The sequence below is a fragment of the Geodermatophilus sp. SYSU D01176 genome (genome assembly GCF_054050015.1).
In genome coordinates, this window is the sequence record NZ_JBJGYN010000060.1 from 1 (window position 1) to 25,304 (window position 25,304).

General features: G+C 74.2%; 24 protein-coding genes and 2 pseudogenes. 13 read left to right on the plus strand and 13 right to left on the minus strand.

The features are described from left to right. Positions 1 to 494: pseudogene (locus tag ACI78Z_RS22010) on the minus strand (hypothetical protein); the annotation flags it as partial. On the opposite strand from ACI78Z_RS22010, the gene ACI78Z_RS22015 reads away from it, so the two are divergent. Genes ACI78Z_RS22015 through cysN form a run of 4 tightly spaced genes read left to right on the plus strand, consistent with a single transcriptional unit; the run spans position 493 to position 4,091 of the window. After that, positions 493 to 1,032, plus strand: coding sequence for an inositol monophosphatase family protein (locus ACI78Z_RS22015; RefSeq protein WP_457038665.1), 540 nt, complete (start codon positions 493 to 495; stop codon positions 1,030 to 1,032). The pseudogene ACI78Z_RS22010 and the gene ACI78Z_RS22015 overlap by 2 nt on opposite strands. Next, positions 1,008 to 1,271 (plus strand): inositol monophosphatase family protein, encoded by a 264-nt coding sequence (locus tag ACI78Z_RS22020; RefSeq protein WP_457038666.1) that lies wholly within the window; start codon positions 1,008 to 1,010, stop codon positions 1,269 to 1,271. Before ACI78Z_RS22015 ends, ACI78Z_RS22020 begins: the two co-directional genes overlap by 25 nt. Before the next feature lie 13 nt (positions 1,272 to 1,284). Next, the gene (gene cysD, locus ACI78Z_RS22025; protein ID WP_457038667.1) at positions 1,285 to 2,190 is read left to right on the plus strand and encodes a sulfate adenylyltransferase subunit CysD; all 906 of its coding nucleotides are present in this window, start codon (positions 1,285 to 1,287) and stop codon (positions 2,188 to 2,190) included. Beyond that, positions 2,190 to 4,091 carry a sulfate adenylyltransferase subunit CysN gene (cysN, locus tag ACI78Z_RS22030; protein ID WP_457038668.1) on the plus strand — a complete coding sequence of 634 codons (1,902 nt, stop codon included), beginning with the start codon at positions 2,190 to 2,192 and terminating at the stop codon, positions 4,089 to 4,091. Before cysD ends, cysN begins: the two co-directional genes overlap by 1 nt. A 20-nt stretch (positions 4,092 to 4,111) precedes the next feature. Here cysN and ACI78Z_RS22035 read toward each other — a convergent pair whose 3' ends face one another. The 5 genes and pseudogenes from ACI78Z_RS22035 to fdh form a co-directional block, all read right to left on the minus strand. Continuing rightward, entirely contained in the window at positions 4,112 to 4,315 is a 204-nt protein-coding gene (locus ACI78Z_RS22035; protein ID WP_457038669.1) for a hypothetical protein, read from the minus strand. Positions 4,316 to 4,926: 611 nt separating this feature from the next. Next, a complete protein-coding gene (locus tag ACI78Z_RS22040) occupies positions 4,927 to 5,121 on the minus strand; it encodes a hypothetical protein (RefSeq protein ID WP_457038670.1) in 195 nt (64 codons plus the stop codon). A 351-nt stretch (positions 5,122 to 5,472) separates the two neighbouring features. After that, positions 5,473 to 6,531 carry an NrfD/PsrC family molybdoenzyme membrane anchor subunit gene (gene nrfD / locus ACI78Z_RS22045; RefSeq protein ID WP_457038671.1) on the minus strand — a complete coding sequence of 353 codons (1,059 nt, stop codon included), beginning with the start codon at positions 6,529 to 6,531 and terminating at the stop codon, positions 5,473 to 5,475. Further along, a complete protein-coding gene (locus tag ACI78Z_RS22050; protein WP_457038672.1) occupies positions 6,528 to 7,598 on the minus strand; it encodes a 4Fe-4S dicluster domain-containing protein in 1,071 nt (356 codons plus the stop codon). The genes nrfD and ACI78Z_RS22050 overlap by 4 nt, the downstream gene beginning before the upstream one ends. 111 nt (positions 7,599 to 7,709) lie before the next feature. After that, positions 7,710 to 11,000 (minus strand): annotated as a pseudogene (gene fdh, locus ACI78Z_RS22055) (formate dehydrogenase). A gap of 310 nt (positions 11,001 to 11,310) precedes the next feature. On the opposite strand from fdh, the gene ACI78Z_RS22060 reads away from it, so the two are divergent. The 6 genes from ACI78Z_RS22060 (at position 11,311) to ACI78Z_RS22085 (ending at position 18,316) form a co-directional block, all read left to right on the plus strand. Then, entirely contained in the window at positions 11,311 to 12,105 is a 795-nt protein-coding gene (locus ACI78Z_RS22060; RefSeq protein ID WP_457038673.1) for an MBL fold metallo-hydrolase, read from the plus strand. After that, positions 12,102 to 12,728, plus strand: a complete 627-nt coding sequence (locus tag ACI78Z_RS22065; protein WP_457038674.1) for a DedA family protein — start codon at positions 12,102 to 12,104, stop codon at positions 12,726 to 12,728. Before ACI78Z_RS22060 ends, ACI78Z_RS22065 begins: the two co-directional genes overlap by 4 nt. Further along, positions 12,725 to 14,872 (plus strand): phage holin family protein, encoded by a 2,148-nt coding sequence (locus ACI78Z_RS22070; protein WP_457038675.1) that lies wholly within the window; start codon positions 12,725 to 12,727, stop codon positions 14,870 to 14,872. The genes ACI78Z_RS22065 and ACI78Z_RS22070 overlap by 4 nt, the downstream gene beginning before the upstream one ends. Positions 14,873 to 14,957: 85 nt before the next feature. Continuing rightward, complete coding sequence (locus tag ACI78Z_RS22075) at positions 14,958 to 15,932, plus strand: glucosyl-3-phosphoglycerate synthase (protein WP_457038676.1); 975 nt, start codon at positions 14,958 to 14,960, stop codon at positions 15,930 to 15,932. A gap of 231 nt (positions 15,933 to 16,163) precedes the next feature. Then, positions 16,164 to 17,126, plus strand: coding sequence for a glucosyl-3-phosphoglycerate synthase (locus ACI78Z_RS22080; protein ID WP_457038677.1), 963 nt, complete (start codon positions 16,164 to 16,166; stop codon positions 17,124 to 17,126). Next, on the plus strand, positions 17,123 to 18,316 hold the full coding sequence (locus tag ACI78Z_RS22085; protein WP_457038678.1) for a glycosyltransferase: 1,194 nt from the start codon (positions 17,123 to 17,125) through the stop codon (positions 18,314 to 18,316). The genes ACI78Z_RS22080 and ACI78Z_RS22085 overlap by 4 nt, the downstream gene beginning before the upstream one ends. 28 nt (positions 18,317 to 18,344) lie before the next feature. On the opposite strand, the gene ACI78Z_RS22090 is transcribed toward ACI78Z_RS22085, so the two are convergent. Continuing rightward, complete coding sequence (locus tag ACI78Z_RS22090; protein ID WP_457038679.1) at positions 18,345 to 19,316, minus strand: Gfo/Idh/MocA family protein; 972 nt, start codon at positions 19,314 to 19,316, stop codon at positions 18,345 to 18,347. A 193-nt stretch (positions 19,317 to 19,509) separates the two neighbouring features. Between ACI78Z_RS22090 and ACI78Z_RS22095 the strand changes: the two genes are divergently transcribed. After that, positions 19,510 to 20,202, plus strand: a complete 693-nt coding sequence (locus ACI78Z_RS22095) for a TetR/AcrR family transcriptional regulator (RefSeq protein WP_457038680.1) — start codon at positions 19,510 to 19,512, stop codon at positions 20,200 to 20,202. Position 20,203: 1 nt separating this feature from the next. Here the strand turns inward: ACI78Z_RS22095 and ACI78Z_RS22100 are convergent, their stop codons facing one another. From ACI78Z_RS22100 to ACI78Z_RS22120, 5 genes are all read right to left on the minus strand, one after another. Beyond that, the gene (locus ACI78Z_RS22100) at positions 20,204 to 20,800 is read right to left on the minus strand and encodes a TetR-like C-terminal domain-containing protein (protein ID WP_457038681.1); all 597 of its coding nucleotides are present in this window, start codon (positions 20,798 to 20,800) and stop codon (positions 20,204 to 20,206) included. A 144-nt stretch (positions 20,801 to 20,944) separates the two neighbouring features. After that, the gene (locus ACI78Z_RS22105; RefSeq protein ID WP_457038682.1) at positions 20,945 to 21,277 is read right to left on the minus strand and encodes a hypothetical protein; all 333 of its coding nucleotides are present in this window, start codon (positions 21,275 to 21,277) and stop codon (positions 20,945 to 20,947) included. 85 nt (positions 21,278 to 21,362) lie between these two features. After that, the gene (locus ACI78Z_RS22110) at positions 21,363 to 22,250 is read right to left on the minus strand and encodes a 1,4-dihydroxy-2-naphthoyl-CoA synthase (RefSeq protein WP_457038683.1); all 888 of its coding nucleotides are present in this window, start codon (positions 22,248 to 22,250) and stop codon (positions 21,363 to 21,365) included. Between the two features lie 29 nt (positions 22,251 to 22,279). Beyond that, the gene (locus tag ACI78Z_RS22115) at positions 22,280 to 22,525 is read right to left on the minus strand and encodes a hypothetical protein (RefSeq protein WP_457038684.1); all 246 of its coding nucleotides are present in this window, start codon (positions 22,523 to 22,525) and stop codon (positions 22,280 to 22,282) included. Positions 22,526 to 22,658: 133 nt separating this feature from the next. Further along, on the minus strand, positions 22,659 to 23,093 hold the full coding sequence (locus ACI78Z_RS22120) for a hypothetical protein (protein ID WP_457038685.1): 435 nt from the start codon (positions 23,091 to 23,093) through the stop codon (positions 22,659 to 22,661). Positions 23,094 to 23,188: 95 nt separating this feature from the next. On the opposite strand from ACI78Z_RS22120, the gene ACI78Z_RS22125 reads away from it, so the two are divergent. Continuing rightward, the gene (locus ACI78Z_RS22125) at positions 23,189 to 23,977 is read left to right on the plus strand and encodes an endonuclease/exonuclease/phosphatase family protein (protein WP_457038686.1); all 789 of its coding nucleotides are present in this window, start codon (positions 23,189 to 23,191) and stop codon (positions 23,975 to 23,977) included. 127 nt (positions 23,978 to 24,104) lie between these two features. Here the strand turns inward: ACI78Z_RS22125 and ACI78Z_RS22130 are convergent, their stop codons facing one another. Continuing rightward, complete coding sequence (locus tag ACI78Z_RS22130; protein ID WP_457038687.1) at positions 24,105 to 24,572, minus strand: NUDIX domain-containing protein; 468 nt, start codon at positions 24,570 to 24,572, stop codon at positions 24,105 to 24,107. A 54-nt stretch (positions 24,573 to 24,626) separates the two neighbouring features. Between ACI78Z_RS22130 and ACI78Z_RS22135 the strand changes: the two genes are divergently transcribed. Then, on the plus strand, positions 24,627 to 25,196 hold the full coding sequence (locus ACI78Z_RS22135) for an LOG family protein (protein ID WP_457038688.1): 570 nt from the start codon (positions 24,627 to 24,629) through the stop codon (positions 25,194 to 25,196). The last annotated feature ends 108 nt before the right edge of the window (positions 25,197 to 25,304 follow it).

Genomic DNA, 25,304 nt, shown 5'->3' on the forward strand with positions numbered 1-25,304 from the left:
GCCTCGTTCAACGCCGCGACCTTGCGCTCGTCGACGTCGATCCCCACCACCTCGTGACCCAACTCCGCCATCGACGCCGCATGCACCGCACCCAGATAGCCGCAACCCACGACCGAGACCCTCATGAACCGCTCCATCTCAGAGATCGGCGGCGCCTCCCAGGACGCCGCCGAGGACAACCGCTGTCCGGTCGCTAGAGACTGCCCTCCGACGGTGACCAGGGAAAGTGCCGCGGATGTGGGCCCGCTCCCGCCGTCGTCACCTGCGAGGACCGGAACGGGTTCCCGACGGCACGACGGGCGTGCACCATGGCGCCCCGGAGGGAGGGGTCCGGGGGCTGTACGGGTCGGCTGCAGGCATCGGTCCCTGCCTCGTCTCCCCGAGCCCCGTTCCCCCGGCATCCACAACACCGTTGTTCGTCCTTCGGGCGGACGCCGCAACCCAGAGAGGACGTCGATGCCTCCGAGCCCCCGTCCGGCAGCGCTCCCCAGCATGGTGGCCGCGACCCCGTCGGGCTGCGCGACGTCCGACGTCGAGCTGGCCGGCACCCTCGCCCGGACGGCGGGGGAACGGCTGCAGTCCCTGCGCCGACACGGACCCGACCTGTCGTCGGAGGAGCTGCGGGTGCTCGGTGACACCGAGGCGCAAGCGGTGCTCGCGGCCGGTCTCGCCGCTGCCCGGCCCGGCGACGCGGTGCTCTCGGAGGAGTCGACCGACGACCGCACTCGCCTCGGGAAGGCGCGGGTGTGGATCATCGACCCACTGGACGGGACCCGCGAGTACTCGGAGGGACGAGCCGACTGGGCGGTGCACGTGGCCCTGTGGGAGAGAGGCTCCCTTGTCACGGGGGCCGTGGCGCTGCCCGCGGTGGGCCTGCTCCTGACATCGGACCCGGCGCCGGTGGTGCCGCCGCGCGACGAGGGGTCGCCACTGCGCATGGCCGTGAGCCGCAGCCGCCCGCCCTGGCCCTACACGCAGCCCAGGCGGTGGAGGCCGAGCTGGCGAGCATGGGCTCCGCCGGTTTCAAGGTGAGTGCGGTGGTCCGTGGCGAGGTCGACCTCTACGTCCACGCAGGAGGTCAGTACGAGTGGGACTCCGCGGCACCGGTCGCCGTGGCGCAGGCGGCGGGCCTGCATGCCTCCCGACTGGACGGCTCCCCGCTGCGCTACAACCAGCGGGATCCCCACCTCCCCGACCTGGTGGTGTGCCGGCCCCGCCTGACGCAGCGACTCCTCGCGGTGATCGCTGAACTGGAGCAGAGCGTTGCCTGACGAGGGGGGATCGGTGACCGAACCGCTGACGCACCTCCAGCGCCTGGAGGCCGAGAGCATCCACATCATGCGTGAGGCGGTCGCCGAGAGCGAGCGCCCGGTGATGCTCTACTCCATCGGCAAGGACAGCTCGGTGATGCTGCACCTGGCCAGAAAGGCGTTCCACCCGTCCCCGCCGCCCTTCCCGCTGCTGCACGTGGATACGACGTGGAAGTTCCGCGAGATGTACGAGTTCCGGGACAAGACAGCAGCCGAGCTGGGGATCGAGCTCCTGGTGCACCAGAACCCCGAGTGCCTCGCACTCGGCATCAACCCGTTCACCCACGGCTCAGCGGTGCACACCGACATGTGGAAGACCCAGGGCCTCAAACAGGCGCTGGACAAGTGGGGGTTCGACCTGGCCTTCGGCGGAGCGCGACGGGACGAGGAGAAGTCCCGGGCCAAGGAACGGGTCTTCTCCGTCCGGTCGGCGCAGCACCGCTGGGACCCCAAGCAGCAGCGTCCCGAGTTGTGGCGGACGTACAACGTGCGACACGGTCGCGGCGAGAGCATACGGGCGTTCCCACTCTCGAACTGGACCGAGCTGGACGTGTGGCAGTACATCCACCTCGAGGAGATCCCGATCGTGCCGCTCTACTTCGGCGCGCGGCGGCCGGTCGTGGAACGCGACGGCGCTCTGATCATGGTCGACGACGAGCGCATGCCGCTGTTCCCCGGTGAGGAGCCGCAGCTCCGGAGCGTCCGGTTCCGGACGCTGGGGTGCTACCCGCTCAGCGGCGCCGTGGAGAGCACCGCCGCCACGCTGCCGGAGGTCATACAGGAGATGTTGCTGACGACGACCTCGGAACGGCAGGGCCGGGTCATCGACCACGACTCGACCGGCTCGATGGAGAAGAAGAAGCAGGAGGGCTACTTCTGATGCGCCCCTCCGACCTCGTCGCCGACGACATCGAGTCCTACCTGAGGGAACACCAGCACAAGACCCTGCTGCGCTTCATCACCTGCGGCAGCGTGGACGACGGCAAGTCGACGCTGATCGGCCGGCTGCTCTACGAGTCCCACCTGGTGTTCGAGGACCACCTGGCCGCGCTGGAGGCTGACTCGCGGAAGGTCGGTACCCAGGGCGGGGACCTGGACTTCGCACTCCTCGTGGACGGCCTGGCGGCCGAACGGGAACAGGGCATCACCATCGACGTCGCCTACCGGTACTTCTCCACCGAGAAGCGCAAGTTCATCGTCGCGGACACCCCGGGCCACGAGCAGTACACCCGAAACATGGTGACCGGGGCCTCGACGGCCGAGCTTGCGGTCATCCTGATCGACGCTCGCAAGGGCGTGCTCACCCAGACCCGCCGGCACAGCTACCTGGTCTCGTTGCTCGGCATCCGCAAGGTCGTCGTGGCCGTGAACAAGCTCGACCTCGTGGGCTACTCCCGGGAGGTCTTCGAGGCGATCGAAGCCGAGTACCGGGCCTTCGCCGACCGGATCGGGCTGTCGGACGTCGTATGCATCCCGATGTCGGCGTTGCGGGGTGACAACATCACCGAGCCCAGCCCGCACACCCCCTGGTACCACGGCCCGACCCTGATCGGCTTCCTGGAGACCGTGGAAGTCGGCGAGACCGCGCAGGAAGGGCCGTTCCGGATGCCGGTCCAGTGGGTGAACCGGCCCAGCGGCGACTTCCGTGGTTTCTCCGGCATGGTGGTCGGGGGCCGCGTCCGGGTCGGCGATCGTGTACGGACGATGCCGTCCGGTCGGCAGAGCACCGTCGAGCGCATCGTGACGATGGACGAGGATCTCGACGAGGCCGTCGCCGGGCAGTCGGTGACCGTCACGCTGGCCGACGAGATCGACGTCAGCCGTGGGGACGTGCTGTGCACAGCCGACTCCCCCGCCGGCGTGACCGACCAGTTCGAAGCGCACGTCGTCTGGATGGCCGAGCACGAGATGATCCCCCAGCGACCCTGCCTGCTGAAGCTCGGCACCCAGACCGTTCCAGCCTCGGTCAGCCGGCCGAAGTTCCGGGTGGACGTCAACCACCTCGGCCACGTCGCCGCCGCCACACTCGCACTCAACGAGATCGGGGTCTGCAACGTTAGCCTCGACCGCCCGGTCGCATTCGACCCCTACGCCCAGAACCGGGACATGGGTGGCTTCGTGCTGATCGACCGGCTCACGCAGGCGACCGTCGGCGCCGGGATGGTGCACTTCGCCCTCCGGCGCGCAGAGAACATCCCCTGGCAGGCGGTCGACGTGGACAAGGAGGCCCACATCGCTCTGAAGGGGCACCGGCCGTGCGTGGTGTGGTTCACCGGCCTCTCCGGCGCGGGCAAGTCCACCATCGCCAACCTCGTCGAGAAACGACTGCACGCTCTCGGGGTGCACACCACCCTGTTGGACGGGGACAACATCCGGCACAGGCTGAACCGGGACCTCGGCTTCACCGAGGCCGACCGGGTGGAGAACATCCGCCGGGTCTCCGAGGTGTCCCGGCTGATGGTCGATGCCGGGCTCGTCGTGCTGGTCTCCTTCATCTCCCCGTTCCGATCGGAACGCCGGATGGCCCGCGATCGGCTCGGGCCGGAGGAGTTCTGCGAGGTCTTCGTCGACACCCCCCTCGCCGTGGCCGAGGCGCGGGACGTCAAGGGGCTCTACGCCAAGGCCCGCCGCGGTGAGCTCGCCAACCTCACCGGTATCGACTCACCGTACGAACCCCCTGAACACCCCGATATCCGCATCGATACGACCACCACGCCGCCCGAGAAGGCCGCACAGGAGGTCGTGGACCGACTGCGCGCCATGCACGTGTTCGACGGCTGAAGTCGCGTCCTCGCTCGGCGTCAGGAGTCCTCCGGCTGCTGTGTCAGCCAGGCTCGGGCGGAGTCGTAGTCCTCGGCGATCCCGACAAGGTGGGCACCCTCGGGCTCGTGCTCGATGAGCAGCCAAGCGTCGGCGAAGGCATCGACGACGGTCATGTCGGTGCGGTCGGGGAACCCGGCGGGGAAGCGGGCGGAGCGGATCTCCCGGTAGCCGCGGAACGCCACTACCTCCCTCGTCGGAAGAAGCGAAGCTCGTGCGGCCCCGGTCGGCACCCGGTGCGGACCGACCTGCCGCGTCCCCGGGTCGAAGGCTCACCAGACCCGCTGACCGCCGCAGGACCCGACGCGTCGCATCGACACGGGCCCACCCGGTCGGCGTCGCCTCGTAGACGGTGCCGTACGGCTTCGCCGGTCATGCCGGGAAGGTTCCTCGCCGTCCACCCAGACGACAAGGGGAGGCTCCCCCGGGGCCCCGGCCGGGCGCGCTGCCCTCGCCACCTGGTCGGGGAGGAGTTTCAGGGCCCCGTCCTGGTCACGGGCGTGGCGTCCGACTGCAGCGAACACGAGCGCGGTCAGCGCGGCGATGGCGCACCACGCTCCGAGGACGGCCAGTACCACGGATGGAGGATCCCTGCGCCGGCTGTCGGGCGGGTGGCGAGGCCCTGTCAGGGACCTGGCATCCAGGTGACCGATCGGGGACCCGAACACCGGTCCGATGACTCGTCCACCGCCGACATGCTCAGCGGCCAGCCCGGAGGAGGCAACAGCCCTCGCCTCACCCGGGCGCCGACTGCGTTCCACGGCCGGTCCATCGTCCAGCGGCACGGACGCTCGGCTCAGCCCCTCCGGCGGCGCCGTCGCGCCCGCCGTGACAGCAGCCACGCCACCCCGGCGACCAGCACCAGGCCGGTCAGCCAACCGACCACCTCCGGGTCCCCCCCGAGGCCGATCGCCTCCCAGACCGCGTAGCCGATCGCGTACCCGAGGACGACGACCAGCAACACCGGCACCAGGAAGACGAAGACCCCCACGTCCCCTCCTTCGCCGTCGCCACCCCCGCCGGACGCACCGGCGGCGGTCAAGCGGCGATTCGTCGGCTATGGGTCGAACCTCGATGACCTGCGCGCTTCCTACGGCTCGGACCACGCGGTGGAGATCGTCGAGACACAGGCCGGCGGCGCCGCTGTCGTCACCACCGGCGACCCGGCCCCGAGGTGGGGTTCGGCAATCCCGGGGGCTGATCGACTTCGTCCTCAACGAGGAGGGCGAACTCGAGAGCAGCCCCATGGTGGGTGGCGTCCCCGGCTTCGAGTACTGCTCCGGCTGAGGTCCGCCGGGGCCGGCGACGCGGGTCGCCGGCCCCAGCACATCAGGCCACCGGCTCAGCGCGAGATCGTCGACGCGTGCCCGTTCTGTGCGACCGTCTCCCCGGCCTCACGGGCGGCGAGCCGCTCGCGCTGCGGGACGACGGTGTACTTCGGGTCCCGCGCGCTGGCCATGCCCGCCTCGAAGACGCCGAAGCGGGTGAGCAGCGACCCGGCCGCCAGCAGCGCGCCCGCGGCCACGGCACCCGCACGCCGCCGTCCGGCGACGACGGTCAGCGCCGCACCCGCCGCGGTGCACGCCTTCGCCACCCGCAGGAGCCGGCCCGCCTTGCCCTCGTGGTACGGCTCGCTCACGATGCCGAACTCGGTCTCGACCCGGTGCATCGCGGCCAGCTCGATCGCCGCACCGGCCACCGCCATCTTCCGCGACGGCCCGGCCTCCTCGATCGGGCTGATCGCCATCGTGATGCCCCCGCCGGCGGCCATCCCGGAGGCACCGAAGACGAACGGCAGCTCCTTGTGCGCGGCGTGCCACGACGGGACGGCGGTGTTGGCGAACAGCACCCCGGTGTAGGTCGCCAGTGGGCCGCCGAACAGCGCCGCGACCACCCCGCCGAAGCGCTTGAGCCGCGGGAACCACCCCAGCAGCTCCACCGCCGCCGTCGCCCCGGCCGCCGCGCTGAACGGCGCCAGGATGTAGGAGCCGATCGACAGCGGGGAGGTCGGCTTGATCACCCGCAGCATGTGCAGGAACCGCTCGGGCCGCCCGAGGTCGTGGATGAGGAACACGACCGACGCCATCGCCGCGCCACCGGAGACGTAGCGGCCGTTGCGGGTCAGCGCCGGCCGGTCGGTGAGGTCGGCGATCGCCGCCATGACCGACGAGGAACCGGCAGCGCCACCGAGGAAGAGGTACAGCGGCACGTCCGGCGTCTTCCACACCGGCGGCTTGATGATCGGCCGGCCGTAGTAGGAGGTGAACTCGGCCTCCTCGACCATCGCCACCTCGCCGCCGGGGCGGCCCCCGCCGCGTCGGCGCCGCTTCTGCCGCTTCTGCGCCGGCGGCCCGTCCGCCCGCCGCCAGCCGGCACCCGGTGTGGTGATCCCCTCAGTCACCGGGGCCTCCGCGAGCCGAGGACGGCCGACAGCGCCACCCCGAGGATCATCACCGCGGCCGCACCGGCGGACTTCCACATGGTGGGCAGGTCGCGCGTGGTGACGATCGGGTCCGGCGGCAGGCCGTAGACCTCCGGCTCGTCGAGCAGCAGGAAGAACGCGCCGTTGCCGCCGACGCCGTCGTCCTCGTCGCGGCCGTAGAGCCGGGCGGTCTCCACGCCCTGCGACTTGAGCGTGGCCAGCCGCGCGTCGGCGCGGGCCTGCAGCTCGTCGAGGTTGCCGAACTGGATCGACTGGGTCGGGCAGGCGGTGGCGCACGCCGGCTGCAGCCCGTCGGTCAGCCGGTCGTAGCACATCGTGCACTTGAAGACCCGGCCGTCGCCCTTGCGCTGCTCGATGACGCCGTACGGGCAGGACGGCACGCAGTAGCCGCAGCCGTTGCAGATGTCGCCCTGGACGACGACCGTGCCGAACTCGGTGCGGAACAGCGCCCCGGTCGGGCAGACGTCGAGGCACCCGGCGTGCGTGCAGTGCTTGCACACGTCGGAGCTCATCAGCCAGCGGATCTGCTTGTCCGTGCCCGACTGCCCGGTCTGCGGGTCGAACTCCGACAGCGCCTCGGCGTTGAGCACGCTGGACTGCTGCGCCGTCGCCAGGCTCTCGTCGTTCGGGCCGTCGGTGACCGAGCGGCCGGTGTCCTGCCGCGTGTCCCCCGGTCGGCCGAACGTCGGCATCGGCAGGTCGACCGTGCGGGTCTGCTCGATGAACGCCACGTGCCGCCAGGAGTTGGCGCCCAGCTGGCCGGTGTTGTCGTAGGACATCCCGGACAGCCCGATGACGTCACGCACGCCGTGCGCGTCGTCCATCGGCAGGGTGTTCCACTCCTTGCACGCCACCTCGCAGGCCTTGCAGCCGATGCACACCGAGGTGTCGGTGAAGAAGCCCACCCGCGCCGGGTGGTCGCCGTCGTACCCGGCCTCGGCCTGGACGTCGGGCAGCGGCCCGAACAGCCGGTTGTCGGGGTCCCGCCCGGTGAAGGCCGGACTCGCCGAACTGATCGAGGTCACGATGCCCTCCGTTCGACTCCGGGCTCGTTCCGCTCCTCGGTCGCTGGCGCTCCCTGCGATGCTCGCTCGCCCGTCGTCTTCACCGCGGCCTCCTCCCTCGTGCTCCGGTCCTCACAGCGTCGACCCCTCGCCGGCCTCGGCCGCCACCGGGTCGCGGCCGTTGACCCCGACCCGCCCCGACGGCACCCCGGCCCGCCGCCGGTAGCCCTCCACGAACTCGATGAGCGCGGGGCCGCGCGGGCGCCGCCCCGGCCGGATGTCGGCGGTGCTGACCTTGTCCTCCTGGATGTGCGTGTTCGGGTCGAGCACGATCCCGAGCAGGTCGTTGGCCCCGTCGCCGGTCGAGATGCCGCTGTAGGACCAGTGGTACGGCATCCCGATCTGGTGCACGACCTGCCCGTCCCGCAGCCGGATCGGCCGGATCCGCTCGGTGACCAGCACCTTCGCCTCGATCGCCGTCCGCGAGCTGACCAGCGTGGCGTACTCGCCGTTGGTCAGGCCGCGCAACTCGGCCAGCTCGGGGCTGACCTCGACGAAGAACTCCGGCTGCAGCTCGGACAGGTAGGGCAGCGTGCGGCTCATCCCGCCGGCGGTGTGGTGCTCGGTCAGCCGGTAGGTGGTCACCTGGAACGGGAAGACGTCGCTCAGCGGCGGGTTCTCCCGGTTCCACGGCCCCTCGATGCGCTCCAGCGTCGGGTTGGCCTGCTGCTTGTACAGGGCGTTCTCGACGACGGACTCCGCCGGCTCGTAGTGCGTCGGCAGCGGGCCGTCGACCACTCCCGCGGGCGCGAACAGCCACGCCTTGCCGTCGCCCTGCATAACGAACGGGTCGGCGCCGCCGATCGCGTCCTGCGCCCGGGCCCCCTCCGGCGGCACGTAGTCCGGCCGCTTGGTCGCCTCGAAGTCCGGGTTGTCCAGGCCGGTCCAGCGACCGCCCTCCTCGTCCCAGTACACGTACTTCTTGCGCTCGCTCCACGGCTTGCCGTCGGGGTCGGCCGAGGCGCGGTTGTAGAGGATCCGCCGGTTGTACGGCCAGGCCCAGCCCCACTCGGACGCCACCGGGCCCTGCTCGCGGCCGGGCTTGCGGCGGGCGGCCTGGTTGGCCTCGTCGGCGTAGACGCCGGAGTAGATCCAGCAGCCGCACGACGTCGAGCCGTCGTCCTTGAGCTCCAGGTAGCCCGACACCGCACGCCCGTCGGGACCGGTGCCGTTGATCTCCCGCAGGACGGCCTCCGCGCTCGGCTCCTGGTCGGGCCCGTGGGTCGGGTAGTCCCAGGTCAGGTCGAGCAGCGGCCGGTCGCGCGGGTCGGTGGAGTCGGCCAGCCGCTCGCGCAGGATGCGCCCGAGGTGGAAGTAGAACCACAGGTCGCTCTTCGCGTCGCCCGGCGGGTCGACCGCCTTGTGCCGCCACTGCAGCAGCCGCTGGGTCTGGGTGAAGGTCCCCTCCTTCTCCGCGTGCGTCGCCGCGGGCACGAAGAAGACCTCGGTGCCGATCGTCTCGGGCGCGAGCTCCCCGGTCTCGATCTCCGGGGACTCCTTCCAGAAGGTGGCCGACTCGATCATCTGCAGGTCGCGGACGACCAGCCAGTCCAGGTTGGCCAGCCCGAAGCGGTTCATGCGCCCGTTGGGGTGCCCGACCGTCGGGTTCTCGCCGACCAGGAAGTAGCCGGAGACCTTGCCCTTGATCATGTCGGCGATCGTCCGGTACGAGCTGTGGTCGCCGTCGATCTTCGGCAGGTAGTCGAACGCGAAATCGTTCTCCGGGGTCGCGGCGTCGCCCCACCAGGCCTTGAGCAGGCTGGTCATGTAGGCGCGCTTGTTGCCCCAGAACCCGGCCTTGCCGGCCGCGTCGGCGCAGTACTCCTCGAGGCTCCCGTGCTGCAGCGCGTGCGGCATGGGCAGGTAGCCGGGGAGGATGTTGAACAGCGTCGGGACGTCGGTGGAGCCCTGGATGCTCGCGTGCCCGCGCAGCGCCAGGATCCCGCCGCCGGGGCGCCCGATGTTGCCCAGCAGCGTCTGCAGGATCGAGCAGGTGCGGATGTACTGGGCGCCGACGCTGTGCTGCGTCCAGCCCACCGAGTACACCCACGCCGTCGTCCGCTCGCGGCCGCTGTTCTCGGTCACCCAGCGGGCGACCTGCAGGAACACCTCCGGCTCGATGCCGCAGACCTCGGCCACCATCTCCGGGGTGTAGCGGTCGAAGTGCCGCTTGAGGACCTGGAACACCGAGCGCGGGTGCTGCAGCGTCTCGTCGCGCTTGGGCTTCGCCGCGATCGGCGGTCCGCCGCTGCCGGCCGCCTGCGCGTGGTCGGCCTTCTTGACGTCGGGGTGCTGCTCGATCGCCTTCTGCTCGGCGGCCTCCCCGGGGTTGTCGGAACCCGAGTGGGGGGCCTCCTCGAACTCGTACTGCCAGCTGGCCTCGTCGTACTGGTTGCGCTCCGGGTCGAAGCCGGAGAACAGCCCGTCGAGGTCCTCGGAGTCGACGAAGTCAGGACTCACCAGCGCGGCGGCGTTGGTGTAGGCGACGACGTACTCCTTGAAGTACAGCTGGTTGTCGAGCACGTACCTGATCAGCCCGCCCAGGAACGCGATGTCGGTGCCGACGCGCAGCGGGACGTGCAGGTCGGCGATCGCGCTGGTGCGGGTGAACCGCGGGTCGATGTGGATGACCTTGGCGCCGCGCGCCTTGGCCTCACCCACCCACTGGAAGCCCACCGGGTGGCACTCGGCCATGTTCGAACCCTCGATGACGATGCAGTCGGAGTTCGCGAGGTCTTCCTGGAAGTTCGTGGCACCGCCACGTCCGAACGAGGCACCCAGACCGGGCACCGTGGCGGAGTGCTATATGCGCGCCTGGTTCTCGATCTGGATCGCGCCCAGGGCGCTGTAGAGCTTCTTCATGAGGTAGTTCTCCTCGTTGTCGAGGGTCGCCCCTCCGAGGCTCGCTACTCCCATGGTGCGGTTGACGCGCTTGCCGTCGTTCTCGTCCTGCCAGCCCTTGCGGCGGGCCTCGAGCACGCGGTCGGCGATCATGTGCATCGCCGTGTCGAGGTCGAGGTCCTCCCACTCGGTCCCGAACGGACGGCGGTACTTCACCGTGGTCACGCGGGTCGGGCTGGTCACCAGCTGCTTGCTGGCGCTGCCCTTGGGGCACAGCCGGCCGCGGCTGATCGGCGAGTCCGGGTCGCCCTCGATCTGGACGATCTGCTCATCCTTGACGTAGATCCGCTGCCCACACCCCACCGCGCAGTAGGGGCACACGCTCTGCACGACGCGGTCGGCGGTGGCCGTGCGGCTCACCACGTTCTCCGTCGCCTTGCTGCGCGCGGCCGCGCCGCGTCCGAGGGGGTCGGGGCCGGTCAGCTGCCGGAACACCGGCCACGCGTCGAGCCAGGTCTTCACGGCGGCAACTCTGCCACTCCTCCGCTGTTCCGGCCGATCGGGACCCGCCGTGATCGGCAGCAACCGGCCGTTGCCGTTCCGCCGGGTGACCTCCCCGTCCGCCGCCCGGCTCTGACCCTGCGTTGATCACGGGGTTGTCGCCCGCACCGCCGGCGCGTCGTCGCGTGTCGCCCGCACCAACCCCATGATCAACACGGGATGGGCGAGTGCGGCGGCCGGCGGAACGGAGGCGAGGCCCCGAACCCCAGGCAACTCCTCGAACGGGGCAAACCGGTGCCGGATCGTCAGTGCCCGGGCAGATACTGGCCGGGTGGGCGGACCGGACCTGCACTTCCTCGGCCACTCGACGGTGCGCGTCGAGCTGGCCGGGCACGTCGTGCTGACCGATCCGCTGCTCACCAGCCGTGTCGGCCCGCTGCGCCGGGTGGTGCGGGCGCCCGCGCCGGAGACGTACGCCGGCGTCGACCTGGTGCTGGTCAGCCACCTGCACGGCGACCACCTGCACCTGCCCTCGCTGCGGCTGCTGGGCCCGGACGTGCGGGTCGTCGTCCCCCGCGGCGCCGGGGCCTGGCTGCGCGCGCGGGGCCTCCGGCACGTGACCGAGGTGCTGCCCGGCGAGACCATCACCCACGGCGCACTGCGGGTCACCGCCGTCCCGGCCGAGCACGCCGGGCACCGCTGGGGCCCCCGGCTGACGCACGGCCCGGACACCGCGGCGGTCGGCCACCTGGTCGAGGGGGCCGGCCGCACCGTGTACGCCGCCGGCGACACCGACCTGACCGACGCTATGTCGCTGCTCGGCGACCGGGGGGTCGACGTGGCGCTGCTGCCGGTGTGGGGGTGGGGGCTCACCCTCGGCCCCGGCCACCTCGACCCGGTGGGCGCGGCGGAGGCGGTGGTGCGGCTACGGCCGCGGTTCGCCGTCCCCGTGCACTGGGGCACGCTCGCGCTGCGCGGCGCCGCGCACCTGCCGCGGATGCGCCGGCTGCTGGTCGACCCGCCGCGGCACTTCGCCGCCGCCGTGGCCGCCCGCGGCGTGGCGAGCGCGGTGGTGGTGGCGCTACCCGGGCACCCGGTCCCGCTGCCCCTGTGGACGACGACGTGAGCGCGCTCGCCGCGGGCTGGACCGACGGCTCGATCGGCTACCCGCTCCTGTTCGGCGGCGTGCTGCTCGGCTCGATCGTGCCCGTCGTCCCGACCGGGGCGGTGGTCGGCGCCGGGGCCGCGTTCGCGGTGACCGCCCACGAGCTCAACCTCGTGCTGGTGGTCGCGCTGGCCACGCTCGGTGCCTGGGCGGGCGACCTGGTCACCTTCGCGATCTGCCGGTTCGGCGGGCCCGCGGCGGTGCGCTGGGTGGCCCGCGGTCAGCACGCCGACCGGGTCGAGGAGGTGCGCGAGCAGTTCCGGCGGTACGGCTGGCTGATCGTCGTCATCGGCCGGCTGCTGCCCGCGGGCCGCATCCCGGTGCTCCTGGCCGCCGGTGCGCTGGCCTACCCGTGGCGGCGGCTGCTGCCGGCGTCCCTGCTCGCCGCGTTCCTCTGGGCGGTCGCCTACGCCGCCCTCGGCGTGCTGAGCGGCGGCATCTTCGACTCCCCGCTGGTCGCCGTCCTGCTGGCGACCCTGCTGGTGCTGCTCGTCGGGGTGGTGCTCAACGCGGTCGGCTCGCACCGCCGGCGCGCCCCCGACCCGGAGCGCGAGCCCGACGCCTCGGCGTGCGGCCCGGCATGACCGCTCCCTCCGGGCGGGTCCTCCAGCGGGGCCGGACGCCGGCGCGCGTCGTGCTCACCTGGGCGGCCAGCACCGCCGCGCTCGTCGTGCTCGACCGCTGGCTCGGCGCGTTCGCGATGCCGTCGGTGTGGCAGCCGCCGCTGATCGCCCTGCTGCTCGGCCTGCTCACCGGGGTGGTGTGGCCGCTGGTGATGCGGGTGGCGCTGCCGCTGGCCTTCTTCACCCTCGGCCTGGGCAGCTTCCTGCTGCTGGGTGCGGCGGTGCTCGGCCTGTCCTTCCTCGTGCCCGGGGTCGTCATCGCGGACCTGCGCACCGCCGTCGCGGTGGGGGTCGCCATGGCCGGCGTCTCCGGGCTGGTCAGCAGCGTGCTGGCCCTCGACGAGGACGAGCTCTTCTTCCGCCGCGCGCGCCGCCGGGCCCGGGGGACGACGGAGGGCGACCCGCGCCCGCCCGGCGTGCTGTTCCTGCAGATCGACGCGCTGTCCCACGACACCGCCCGGCGTGCGGTCCGCGACGGGTCGATGCCCCACCTCGCCGCCTGGCTGCGGTCGGGCAGCCACGTGCTGACCTCCTGGCACACCGACTGGAGCTCCCAGACCGGCGCCTCGGTGTGCGGCATCCTGCACGGCTCCAACGCCGACATCCCGGGCTTCCGCTGGTACGACAAGGAGCGCGACCGCGTCGTCCGGGTCTCCTCGCCGGCCGATGCCGCCGCGGTCGAGCGGGCCCACTCCGACGGCCGCGGGCTGCTGGCCGTCGGCGGGGCGGGCCACGGCAACCTGTTCACCGGGGACGCCACGCACGTGAGCCTCACCATGAGCTCGCTGTCGCACGTCGTGCCCGCGGCCAGCCGCCGCGCGCGGCAGCGGCGGGACCGGCCCGGCACCGGTTACTACGCCTACTTCGCCAACCCGGTGAACGCGCTGCGCACGCTCGCGGTGTCCCTCGTCGACGTGTACCGGGAGCTGGTCGCCGCGGCCCGCGAGCGCCGAGACGACGTCCGGCCGCGGGTGCCGCGCGGTGGCATCTACCCGCTGGCCCGCCCCGGGACGACGGTGATCTCCCGCGACGTCGTCGTCTTCGCGCTGCTGGAGGACATGCTCGCCGGCCGGCCGGTCGCCTATGCGGACTTCCTCGGCTACGACGAGGCCGCCCACCACGGCGGGCTCGAGCGGGCCGACAGCCTGGCCGTGCTGCGCAGCATCGACCAGCAGATCGGCCGGCTGCACCGCGCCGCCCAGCTAGCGCCACGGGAGTACCACCTGGTCTGCCTCTCCGACCACGGGCAGACCCAGGGGGAGTCCTTCGCCACCCGCTTCGGGGAGACCGTCGAGCAGCTGGTGGGCCGGCTCTGCGGCGGGGCCGGCGACCTGCCGGACCGGCAGCTGACCGGGCCGCGGGACAGCCGGCGGCTCACGGAGGGCTGGCAGGTCGGGGCGGCGCTGGCCGAGGGCGGCGGGCCGATCGCCCGCCGGCTGCGCGAGCGGGTGGAACGTGCCGAGGGCGTGCCGCACGCGCACGAGCTGCCCACCGACCGGGAGGGCCGGGTGCCGCGGGTCGCCCCCGGCGTGGTCGTCGCCGTCTCCGGCCACGTCGCGATGGTGTCCTTCGCCGACATCCCCGGCCGGGTGTCGCTGGAGGAGATCGAGCGGCACTGGCCGGCGCTGCTGCCCGGGCTGGTCGACCACGACGGCGTGGGGTTCCTGCTCGTGCACTCCGAGGAGCACGGGCCGGTGGTGCTCGGCCGCGACGGGCTGCACCGCCTGGCGACGGGCGAGGTGATGGGCGAGGACCCGCTGCTGCCCTACGGCCCGCACGCCGCCGGCCTGGTGGCCCGGGGTTCGACGTTCGCGAACTGCGCGGACGTCGTCGTCAACAGCCGCTACGACCCGGTCACCGACGAGGCCTCGCCGTTCGAGCCGCACGTCGGCTCGCACGGCGGGCTGGGGGGTCCGCAGCAGCACGCCTTCCTGCTGCACCCCCGCTCGTTCCGCCCGCCGGGGGAGGTCGTCGGCGCCGAGCAGCTGCACCGGGTCCTGCGCGGCTGGCTCACCGACCTGGGCCACCCCGAGCCGACGGGGGACGGCGCGGCCATCGGTGCACTCAGCGCGGCGGCGCGACGCCCCTCCGACGTCCGGGTGTGACCGGCGGCCGCACGGGCGGTGACGTCCTCGTGAACTCCGCCGCGCCCCGTGGCGCAGCGGTGATCAGCTCGCCGAGAGTGGGCGGATGCGACCCGACGCCCGCGCCTGGTTCGAGCTGCGCACCACCTCGGTCCCCTCGCTGGACGCCCTCGACCTCGATGCGCTGCTGCGGGCCAAGCGCCGGGGGCAGCACCGGGTCAGCGTCGTCCTCCCCGCCCGGGACGAGGCGGCCACGGTCGGCGGGCTGGTCGCCGACCTGCACGAGTACTGGGTCAGGGGCACCCCGCTGGTCGACGAGCTGCTCGTCGTCGACTCCGACTCGACCGACGCGACCGCCGCGGTGGCCCGCGCCGCCGGGGCCGACGTCGTCGCCACCGCTGACGTGCTACCCGCGCACGGCAGCCGCCTCGGCAAGGGTGAGGCGCTGTGGAAGTCGCTGGCCGCGACGACCGGCGACCTCGTCGTGTTCCTCGACGCCGACCTGCTCGGCGACGTGCGGCACTTCGTGCCCGGCCTGCTCGCGCCGCTGCTCGCCGACCCGCAGGTCGACTACGTCAAGGGCTGCTACACCCGGCCGCTGGAGGTCGACGGCTCCTGGGTCCCGGCCGGGGGCGGGCGGGTCACCGAGCTGACCGCGCGGCCGCTGCTCAACGCGCTGTGGCCGGAGCTCGCCGGGTTCGTGCAGCCGCTGGGCGGCGAGTACGCCGGACGGCGGTCGGCGCTGGAGCGGGTGCCGTTCGTGTCGGGCTACGGCGTCGAGGTCGGGCTGCTGGTCGACCTGCTGGGGCGCTGCGGGCTGGCCGGGCTGGCGCAGGTCGACCTCGGCGTCCGCCGGCACACCTCCCAGGGGCAGGAGGCGCTGGGCCGCATGGCCGGGCAGGTGGTGTCCACCGTGCTGGCCCGCGCCGGGCGCCGGCACGCCGGTGGCCTGCTCACCCAGTTCCGCCACGACGGCGCCGGCTTCGTGCCGCACAGCACCGCGGTCGGGGTCGACGAGCGCCCGCCGATGGCGACGGTGCCGGAGTACCGGGCCCTGCGGGAGGACGTCGTCGTCGGGTGATGCCGGCGGTTTCCGCGGAAACCGCCGGTGGGCGAGGAGCGGACCGCGGGCGGAACCCGACCCGCGGGCATCGTCGGGTGACACCGGCGATTTCCGCGGAAACCGCCGCGCGGGCGGACAGAGGATCCGGCGGCGACGAACCGAGCCGCAACGGCGCTTGCTCGTGCATCCTGGCGCCCGACGGGGACCCCGTGCCGACGACGGCGTCGGCACCCGGCCTGAGGGAGACGCGTGCGCCCTGACGTCCGACGCTGGCTCGAGCACCGCACCTACAACGCCGAGACATGGGCGGCCACCGACCTGGTGACCGCGAAGGACACCCGCGGCACCACCGTCAGCGTGGTGCTCCCCGCCCTCGACGAGGAACGCACGGTGGGCGCCATCGTGGCCGCGATCCGCGAGGCCCTGGTCGAGGCCTGCCCGCTGGTCGACGAGATCGTCGTCGTCGACAGCGGCTCCGGCGACCGGACCGCGGAACGCGCAGCGGCCGCCGGCGCCCGCGTCGTCTCCGTCGACACGGTGCTCCCCCGGCACGGCAGCCGGCCGGGCAAGGGCGAGGCGCTGTGGAAGTCGCTGCACGCGACCAGCGGCGACCTGCTCGTGTTCGTCGACGCCGACCTCATCGCGTTCGACCCGCGGTTCGTCGTCGGCCTGCTGGGCCCGCTGCTCACCGACCCGGGCATCGGCTACGTCAAGGCCCTCTACGACCGGCCGCTCACGACCACGGAGGGCATCGTCCCGTCGGGCGGCGGCCGGGTCACCGAGCTGGTCGCGCGCCCGCTGCTCAACGCCTTCTGGCCCCAGCTGGCCGGCTTCGTCCAACCGCTGTCGGGCGAGTACGCCGGGCGCCGGGAGCTGCTCGAGCAGGTGCCGTTCGTCTCCGGCTACGGCGTGGAGCTGGGCCTGCTGGTCGACCTGGTGGGCCTCGCCGGCCTCGACGCCCTGGCCCAGGTCGACCTGGGCACCCGGCAGCACACCCACCAGACAGACGCCGCGCTCGGCCGCATGGCCGGGCAGATCCTGCAGACCGCGCTGGCCCGCCGGCCCGGCACCGACCGGCCGGAGCGCGAGCTGCTGCAGTTCCTGCGCACCGCCGACGGGCTCGAGAGCGTCAGCTGGGACGTCGGGGTGGTGGAGCGCCCGCCGATGCGGTCGGTGCGGGCCGCGGAGCACCGTCCGGGCAGGCGGCCGTGAAGATCCTCATGGACGCCGGGCCGTGGCTGCCCGTGCCGCCGCCCGGGTACGGGGGCCTGGAGAACGTCGTGGCCACGCTGACCACCGAGCTGCGCGCCCGCGGGCACACCGTCGTCCTCGCCTCGGTCGGCGACTCGACCCTGCCGGTCGACGGCCTGGTCAGCGCCTTCCCCACCGGCCGCTTCGAGCAGCTGGGCGGGCCCTATCCGCAGGTGGTCGGCACGGCGCACGCCCACGAGCAGGTGGTGCTGGCGACCCTGGCCGAGCACGCGCTGGCCGGCGAGCCCTTCGACCTGGTGCACAGCCACGTCGAGGTGGTCGGCCCGGCGCTGCTGGCCGGCTTGGGGGACGCCGCGCCGCCGACGCTGGCCACGCTGCACTGGGACACCCGCCGCAACGCCGACTTCTGGGCCTCCTTCGACGGCCGCGGCGGGGTCTGGTTCGCCGGCGTCTCCGCGACCCAGGTGGCCCAGGCGCCGGCCCGGCTGCGCGAGCAGGTCGTCGGCGTCGTCCCGCTGTCGGTGCCGGTCGGCGGTCCGCCCCCGGTGCCGCGGACGGACCGGTCCGACGCGGTGCTGGTGCTCGCCCGGCTGTGCGAGCCCAAGGGCATCGACACCGCGCTGCGGACCTGCCGGGCCGCCGGGGTGCCCCTCGTGCTCGCCGGCCCGGTCGGCGGCCTGCCCGACCGGGCCGCCCTCGCCGCCGCGCTCGACACCCCCGGGCACCCGGCCCGCTCGCACCCCGACGTCGCCTGGTTCCTCGAGCACGTCGACCCGCACCTCGACGGCGTCGCCGCCCGGTGGATCGGCAGCGTCGGCGGCGCGGCCAAGGACGAGCTGCTGCGCAGCTCCCGCGCGGTGCTGTTCCCCATCCGCTGGGAGGAGCCCGGCGGCACCGCCGTCTGCGAGGCCCTGGCCGCCGGGACGCCGGTGGTCGCCATGGCACGCGGCTGCCTGCCCTCGCTGGTGGACGACGGCCGCACCGGGTTCCTCGCCAGCGACGAGGAGGGCTTCGCCGCGGCGCTGGGCCGGCTGGACGAGATCGACCCGGAGGACTGCGCCGCCGAGGCCCGCCGGCGGTTCGCCCCCGCGGTGATGGCCGACGGGTACGAGCGGCTCTACGCCGAGACGCTGGACCGCGCCCGCACCCGGGGCCGCAGCACCCTGCCGCGGCGGCTCCCCGTCGGCTGATGGCCGGCGGTCCCCGCGGGGACCGCCGTCAGGGCCGGACGGCGGCCCCGCTGCGGGCGGACCCGGCGATCGCGACCGCGACCCGGTGGGTGCGCAGGGCCTCGGCGTAGTCGACCAGTCCCGTGGCCGGCGCGCCGCCCGCGAGCACGTCGACGAACGCCCGGTCGACGGCGGTGCGCCCGTCGACCCGCGGCTCGCTGCGCTCGGCGCCGCCCGCGGTGGTGACGGTCAGCGAGGTCTCGGTGAGCTCGACCGCGGCGCCGTCGCACACCACGTCGAGGCCGGCGGCCAGCTTGCCCGGGAGCGAACAGGCGGCGGTGACGGTGCCGACGGCGCCGGAGTCGAAGGTCAGCAGCGCGGCGGTCGCGTCGTCGACGTCGCGGCCCTCCGCGGTGGACGGCGCGGCGAGCGCGCGCACCTCGACCACCTCGCCGGCCAGCAGCCGGGCGAGGTCCAGCACGTGGGTGAGCTGCTCGACCACCTGCCCGCCCGACCGCTCCCGCCGCGACCACCACGCCGGCGGCGGCACCTTGTCCAGCCAGGTGGCGTCGACCAGCCGGGGGCGGTGCGCCGCGCAGACGGCGCGGGCGGCGGCGACGGTGTCCAGGTGTCGCCAGTGGTAGCCGGTCGCCGTGGGCAGCCCCGCCCCGGCCACGGCCCGTGCCACCTCCTCGGCGACCTCGACGCCGGTGGCCAGCGGCTTCTCGACGAAGAAGGGGACCCCCGCGCGGACGGCGGCCAGCTCCAGCTCGCCGTGGGCGAAGGGCGGCACGCACAGCCAGACGCCGTCCAGCGGCTGGGCGAGGAGCCGGTCGACGTCGGCGACGACGGGCACGCCGAGCCCTCCGGCGAGCGCGTCCGCCGCACCGGGGACGACGTCGGCGACACCGACCAGCTCCACGTCGGGGAACCCGGCCAGCGTCCGCGCGTGGCGGGCGCCGACACCTCCCGCTCCGACGAGTCCGACGCGGATGCGGGTGCCGGGAGGAGGTTCGCCCATGCCGGGGTCCTGCCCCGACCGCGGACGGCGCAACCGCAGGTCGGCGCGGGGATCGGCCGTCCGGGGCCCGCGCCGGGGCAGTGTCCCCCGCGGGGCCCCGGTGCGCCGTGCTCGCGGACCGGTATGGGCGCACAATGGGGGTCAGAACACGAGGCCCGCATCGAGACCAACTGAGCGGAGTTAATCTGACACCGTGAGTGAGGTCATCGACCGGCGCGCTCGGAAGAAGGCGCAGACCCGGTCACTCATCCGTGAGACCGCGCAGGCGCTGTTCGCCGAGCGCGGCTTCGAGGCCGTCACGATCGCCGACATCGCCGCGGCTGCGGACGTCGCGGTCCAGACGGTCTTCAACCACTTTCCCACGAAGGAAGACCTCTTCTTCGACGGGCACACCCCGTGGGTCGAGGGCGCCGCCGAGGCGGTCCGCACGCGCCTTCCGGGCACCCCTCCCCTGGAGGCGCTGCACGCCCACCTCGTCGAGCGGGTCGCCGAGCACGCCCGGCAGCTGTCCACACCGGAGGGACGCGCGTTCGACGCCACGCTGGAGGCCTCCCCCGCGCTGCGCGCCCGCGAGCGGGAACTGCACCACGAGGCGACGGCCCGCCTGGGCGACGCCCTCTACGAGACCTGGACGACCGAGGGCGGCGCACCCGCGGTGCCGACCGACGTCCACACCGCCGCCTCGGTGACCGCCGCGGTCTGGCTGGCCGCCGTCCGGACGCTCATCGTGCAGCACCGCCGGCTGCTCGCGGGGCCGGGCGGTGCCCTGCCGGGTGATCCCGAGCAGGGGGTCGCCTACGTCTGCTCGGTCGCCGACCAGGTCTTCAGCGGTCTGGGTTCCACGCTGTCGCCGTCGACGACCGGCGGGCTGCGGCCCACCGGCTGAGTCAGACCGCCGCCGCACGCTCCTGGTCGGCCGCGACCACCGGCAGCAGCACCTCGTCGAGGACGCGCTGGACCTCGTCGGGGGCCATGACCCCGCGGTCGGAGGTGTAGCGCTGCCACCAGAAGGCCTCGAGGACCGAACCGAGCAGCGCCAGCCGCGCCGGGGGGATCCTCTGCCCGCGCTCGGCGGCCCGCGCGCCGATCGCCCGGACGGCCTCGGCCAGGGGTTGCACCAGCGCGGCGTCCAGGCCGGCGCGCAGGTCCTCCTCGTGCCGCGCCGCCCCGACGAGGCTGGCGACCGCCCGCTCCTCGCGGTCCAGCGGCCGGCTCCAGCGGTCGACGAGCGCGGCCAGGTCCTCGCGCAGCGAACCCTGGTCCGGCGGCACCTGGACCAGCGTGAACCGGTCCACCGCCGAGCGGGCCATCGCCGCCATCGTGGGCCACCGCCGGTAGATCCCCGCCTTGCCGGCACGGGCACGGGCGGCGACGCGGTCGCTGTTGAGCTTGCCCCAGCCCTCGTCGGCCAGGATGTCGACAGCGACGGAGAGCAGCTGCTCCGACAGTTCGGCGCTCAGCGGGCGCCCCGGCGCGCCGCTCATGCCGGGGCCTCCGGGATGTGGGTCACGGTGCACATGGTGACGGGCAACCGGAAGCACCACAACGACGACACTGCGAAGTCTCGCGTTTTTCCGGAGTTTCCCGTTCCGAAACCACGCGGGGCGGCAGCGCCGCCGTCCACCGGGTCAGGCGCCGGCGGCACTCTCCACGTGCACCTGCACGGTGGCGCCGTCGTCGGCCAGCCACCCGGCGCTCCCGGCCTTCTCGACCATGCCGTCCCAGCGCCGCGCCCAGTCGTCACCGCGCGCTTGCGGCTCGGCCGCCGCCCGCAGCGCGGCCACGTCGAGACGACCTGTCTCGGCGTCCTCCAGCCGACCCAGGCCGGCGTCCCGCAGCGCCCGGTCGGCCTCCTCGTCGGTCACCGCCCCCAGTGCCAGGTGCAACGTGGCCAGGTCGTCCACGTCCACGACCCGCACCTCGGGCAGCTCGTCGGCGCCACCCACCACCTCGACGATCACGTGCTGACCTCCTCGTAGTTTCGATGGCCCTCCTGCAGGGTCCCGCCGCGAGCTTGCGAGCGGTGGGGGGCAGGGGGGTCCTCCTTCAGACATGCCACGGGAAGCGCGAGAAGTCCGGATCCCGCTTCTCGAGGAACGCGTCGCGCCCCTCGACGGCCTCCTCGGCCATGTAGGCCAGCCGCGTGGTCTCGCCGGCGAACAGCTGCTGACCGACCAGCCCGTCGTCGATCAGGTTGAACGAGTACTTGAGCATCCGCTGCGCGGTCGGGCTCTTGGCGACGATCCGCCGTCCCCAGTCCAGCGCGGTGCGCTCCAGCTCGGCGTGCGGCACCACCCGGTTGACCATGCCCATGCGGTGCGCGTCCTCGGCGGAGTACTCGTCGCCGAGGAAGAAGATCTCGCGGGCGTACTTCTGGCCGACCTGGCGGGCGAGGTAGGCCGAGCCGAAGCCGCCGTCGAAGCTGCCGACGTCGGCGTCGGTCTGCTTGAAGCGGGCGTGCTCGGCGGACGCCAGGGTGAGGTCGGAGACGACGTGCAGGCTGTGCCCGCCGCCGGCCGCCCACCCGGGGACGACGCAGATCACGACCTTGGGCATGAAACGGATCAGCCGCTGGGCCTCCAGCACGTGCAGCCGGCCACTGCTGTTCTGCGAGTGCTGGTAGCCGTACCTCCCGCGCACCCGCTGGTCGCCGCCGGAGCAGAACGCCCAGCCGCCGTCCTTCGGGCTGGGCCCGTTGCCGGTGAGCAGCACGCAGCCGACGTCGGTCGACAGCCGGGCGTGCTCCAGCGCCGTGACGAGCTCGTCGACGGTTTGCGGCCGGAACGCGTTGCGCACCTCCGGCCGGTCGAACGCGATCCGGACGACGCCGGCGTCGACGGCCCGGTGGTAGGTGAGGTCGGCGAAGTCGAACCCCTCGACCGGCTGCCACGCCGCGCTGTCGAAGATCTCGGAGACGTCGTCGCGGGCGGTCATGAGCCGAACCTAGCCCCGGGCCCGGGCGGTCACGGCACGAGGCCGCCGACCAGGCCGCCGGCCCCGTCGGTCACCCCGCCGACGACGCCGCCCAGGCCGTCGGTCACCTCGCCGACCGGCTCGCACGGGCACGCGTGCTCGGGCTCGGGCGCCGGCTGCGGCGCGGGGGCGGGCGCCGGCTGCTGGGGTGCCGGGTCGCCGCCGGTCGACCCGCCGCCCCCGCCGTCCGATCCACCGGTGGGACCACCGCTCGAGCCACCCGTCGACCCGCTCAAGGTCCTCCCCGCCGGCCGGCCGGCCGCCGTGCCGCCGCTCCCCTGCCCGGACGTCGTCCCCGTGCCGGACACCGTCCCGACGGGACCCGGGATCGCGCCCGGGGCGCTGTCCGGCTGGACGACGGCCGGCCGGTCACCCACGGGGACGGTCGCGGCCGGCGCCGCCGGGTCGGCTCCCCCGGGGATACCGGCGACGAGGGCGGGTCCAGGGGCCGGCATCGACCGGGCCCTGCGTCGCGGCGGTCGCCGGAGCGCTCGGCGTCTGCCGGGCCCCCGAGCCGAAGCCCTGGTCAGGCCCGTCACCGGGCTCCTCGCCGGGCCGTCCCGTCGTCGCGTCGGAGGCGTCCGGGCCGCGGCTCCCGCCGGTCGTCGTGGGGGCGACGGCGATCATCAGCAGGGCCGCGGTGGCGAGGACGCCGGCCAGGAGGAACAGCGCCAGCGGCGCCCGGGTGCGCACCGCCTCCGGCAGCACGGGCGCCGTCCGACGGTGGACACCGGCGCCGGCGGCGAGGTGGCGCGGACGGGGCGACAGGGCCGGCTCCTCCAGCGGTGGCGACAGGGCGTGCACAGGGTAGGTGTGCCCGCACGCAGCGGCACCTCGAGCGCGAGCCGCCCCCTGCGCACCGCGCGGGTAGCGTCGCCGGGGTGTCCGGGGGGCCCGCCGTGCGAGTCGGCACCGTGAACACCGCCTCGGGACGCAGCCCGGCCGGTCCGGTCCTCGACGCCGCCGGCCTGGCCGAGGCGGTGGCCGGCCTGGACGTCGACGTGCTCGCCGTCCAGGAGGTCGACGCCGGGCAGCCGCGGTCCGCCGGGGTCGACCAGGCCGCCGCGCTGGCCGCCGGCCTCGGTGCCCCGGACTGGCGCGGCGCCGCCACCGTCGCCGGCACGCCCGACCCCTTCCGCAGCTGGACCCCGGCCGGCCCGCTGCTGCGCGGCCCGCACACCCCGGCGGACGGCCCCCTCTACGGCATCGCGCTGCTCAGCCGACTGCCGGTGCTCGAGTGGTCGGTGCTCGACCTGGGCGCCGGCCGGGCGCGGCTGCCGGTGCAGGGCCCCGACCCGCGCACCGGCCGGGTCCGCGTGTGGTGGTTCCCCGACGAGCCGCGGGCCGCCGTCGCCGCGCGGCTCGGGGCGCTGACCGTCGTCGCCACGCACCTGTCCTTCGCCCCGCACACCGCCGTCCGGCAGCTGCTGCGGCTGCGCCGGTGGATCGCCGCGATGCCCGGGCCGGTGGTCCTCGCCGGCGACCTGAACCTGCCCGGCGCGCTGCCCGCCCGGCTGCTGCGGGCGACCCCGCTGGTGCGCGCGCCGAGCTTCCCCGCCGCCGCGCCGCGGGTCCAGCTGGACCACCTGCTGGCGGTCGGGGACGGCCTGCGCGGGTCCGACGCCGCGACGACCGTGCTGCCGGTCGGCGACCACCGCGCGCTCACCGTGACGGTGACCCCGGCCTGACCTGCGGTGCGGTGGCCCCGTCCAGGGCACCGCCCCGAGCCCCGATGGCCCCCTTGCAGGGCCCCGTCGCGAGCCTGCGAGTGGCGGGGGGCAAGGGGGTCCTTCCTGGGGAGGACGAGGTCCTTCTTCAGACCGACAGCAGGTCGTGCAGGCGGTACAGCGACGCTTCGAAGCCCGGGTGCAGCGGCAGCGACACCAGGTCGTGCAGCGCCACCCAGGCCACGCCCTCGCTCTCGCCGTCCAGCCGCAGGTCGGCGGGCTCGATGCGGCGCAGCGGGCGGGCCAGCACGGTCGTGTAGGACCAGCCGCCGTGGTCGTCGACCGAGGAGGGGCCGAGCTCCAGGTCGTGCGGCAGCAGGCCGAGCTCCTCCTGCACCTCCCGGAGCGCCCCGTGCTCCGCGGACTCCCCCGCGTGCAGCGCCCCGCCGGGCGTCCCCCAGGTGCCGCCGTGGTGCGACCAGTCGGCGCGCTGCTGCAGCAGCAGCTCGGGTCCGTCGGCACCGGCGCGGTGAACCAGCAGCCCGGCCGCGCCGACCCGCCCCCAGTGCCGGTGACCGAGCGCGCAGGTCACCCAGCCGTCGGTCGAGGAGAACACGCCCCTCAGTGAACCGCGTCCGCGGTGCCGGCGCCGCCGTGACAGGCTCGCGTCGTGCGCGTCGCCGTCTTCACCGGGTCCCAGAACGGGCCGCCGTCCCACCAGGCCGCCGTGGCCGGGTTCGCCGCCGGGCTCGCCCGCGCGGGCGTCGGCATCGTCTACGGCGGTGGGCGCGCCGGGCTGATGGGCGTGGTGGCCGACGCCGCCCTGGCCGCCGGCGGCCATATCGTCGGCGTCATCCCCCAGCACCTGGTGGACGACGAGCTGGCGCACCCCGGGCTGCCGCAGCTCGAGGTGGTCTCCTCCATGCACGAGCGCAAGGCGCGGATGGCCGAGCTCGCCGACGCCTTCGTCGCCCTGCCCGGCGCGGCCGGCACCCTCGAGGAGCTGTTCGAGGCCTGGACCTGGGGGATGCTCGGCCTGCACGCCAAGCCCGCCGTCCTGGTGGACGTCGACGGGTTCTGGCAGCCGCTGCTCGCCCAGCTGCGCCGCATGGTGGACGACGGCTACCTCGACGGCCGCCGGCTGGACGCGCTCGGCGTGGTCACCGAGCCCGCGGAGCTGCTCGCGTTCGTCGAGCGCTACGAGCACCCGGTCCGCAAGTGGGCGCCGACCCCGCCGTGAGGCACCCGTGGGGGGGGGGGGGGGGGGGGGGGGGGCGGGGGGGGGGGGGGGGGGGGGGGGGGGGGGGGGGGGGGGGGGGGGGGGGGGGGGGGGGGGGGGGGGGGGGGG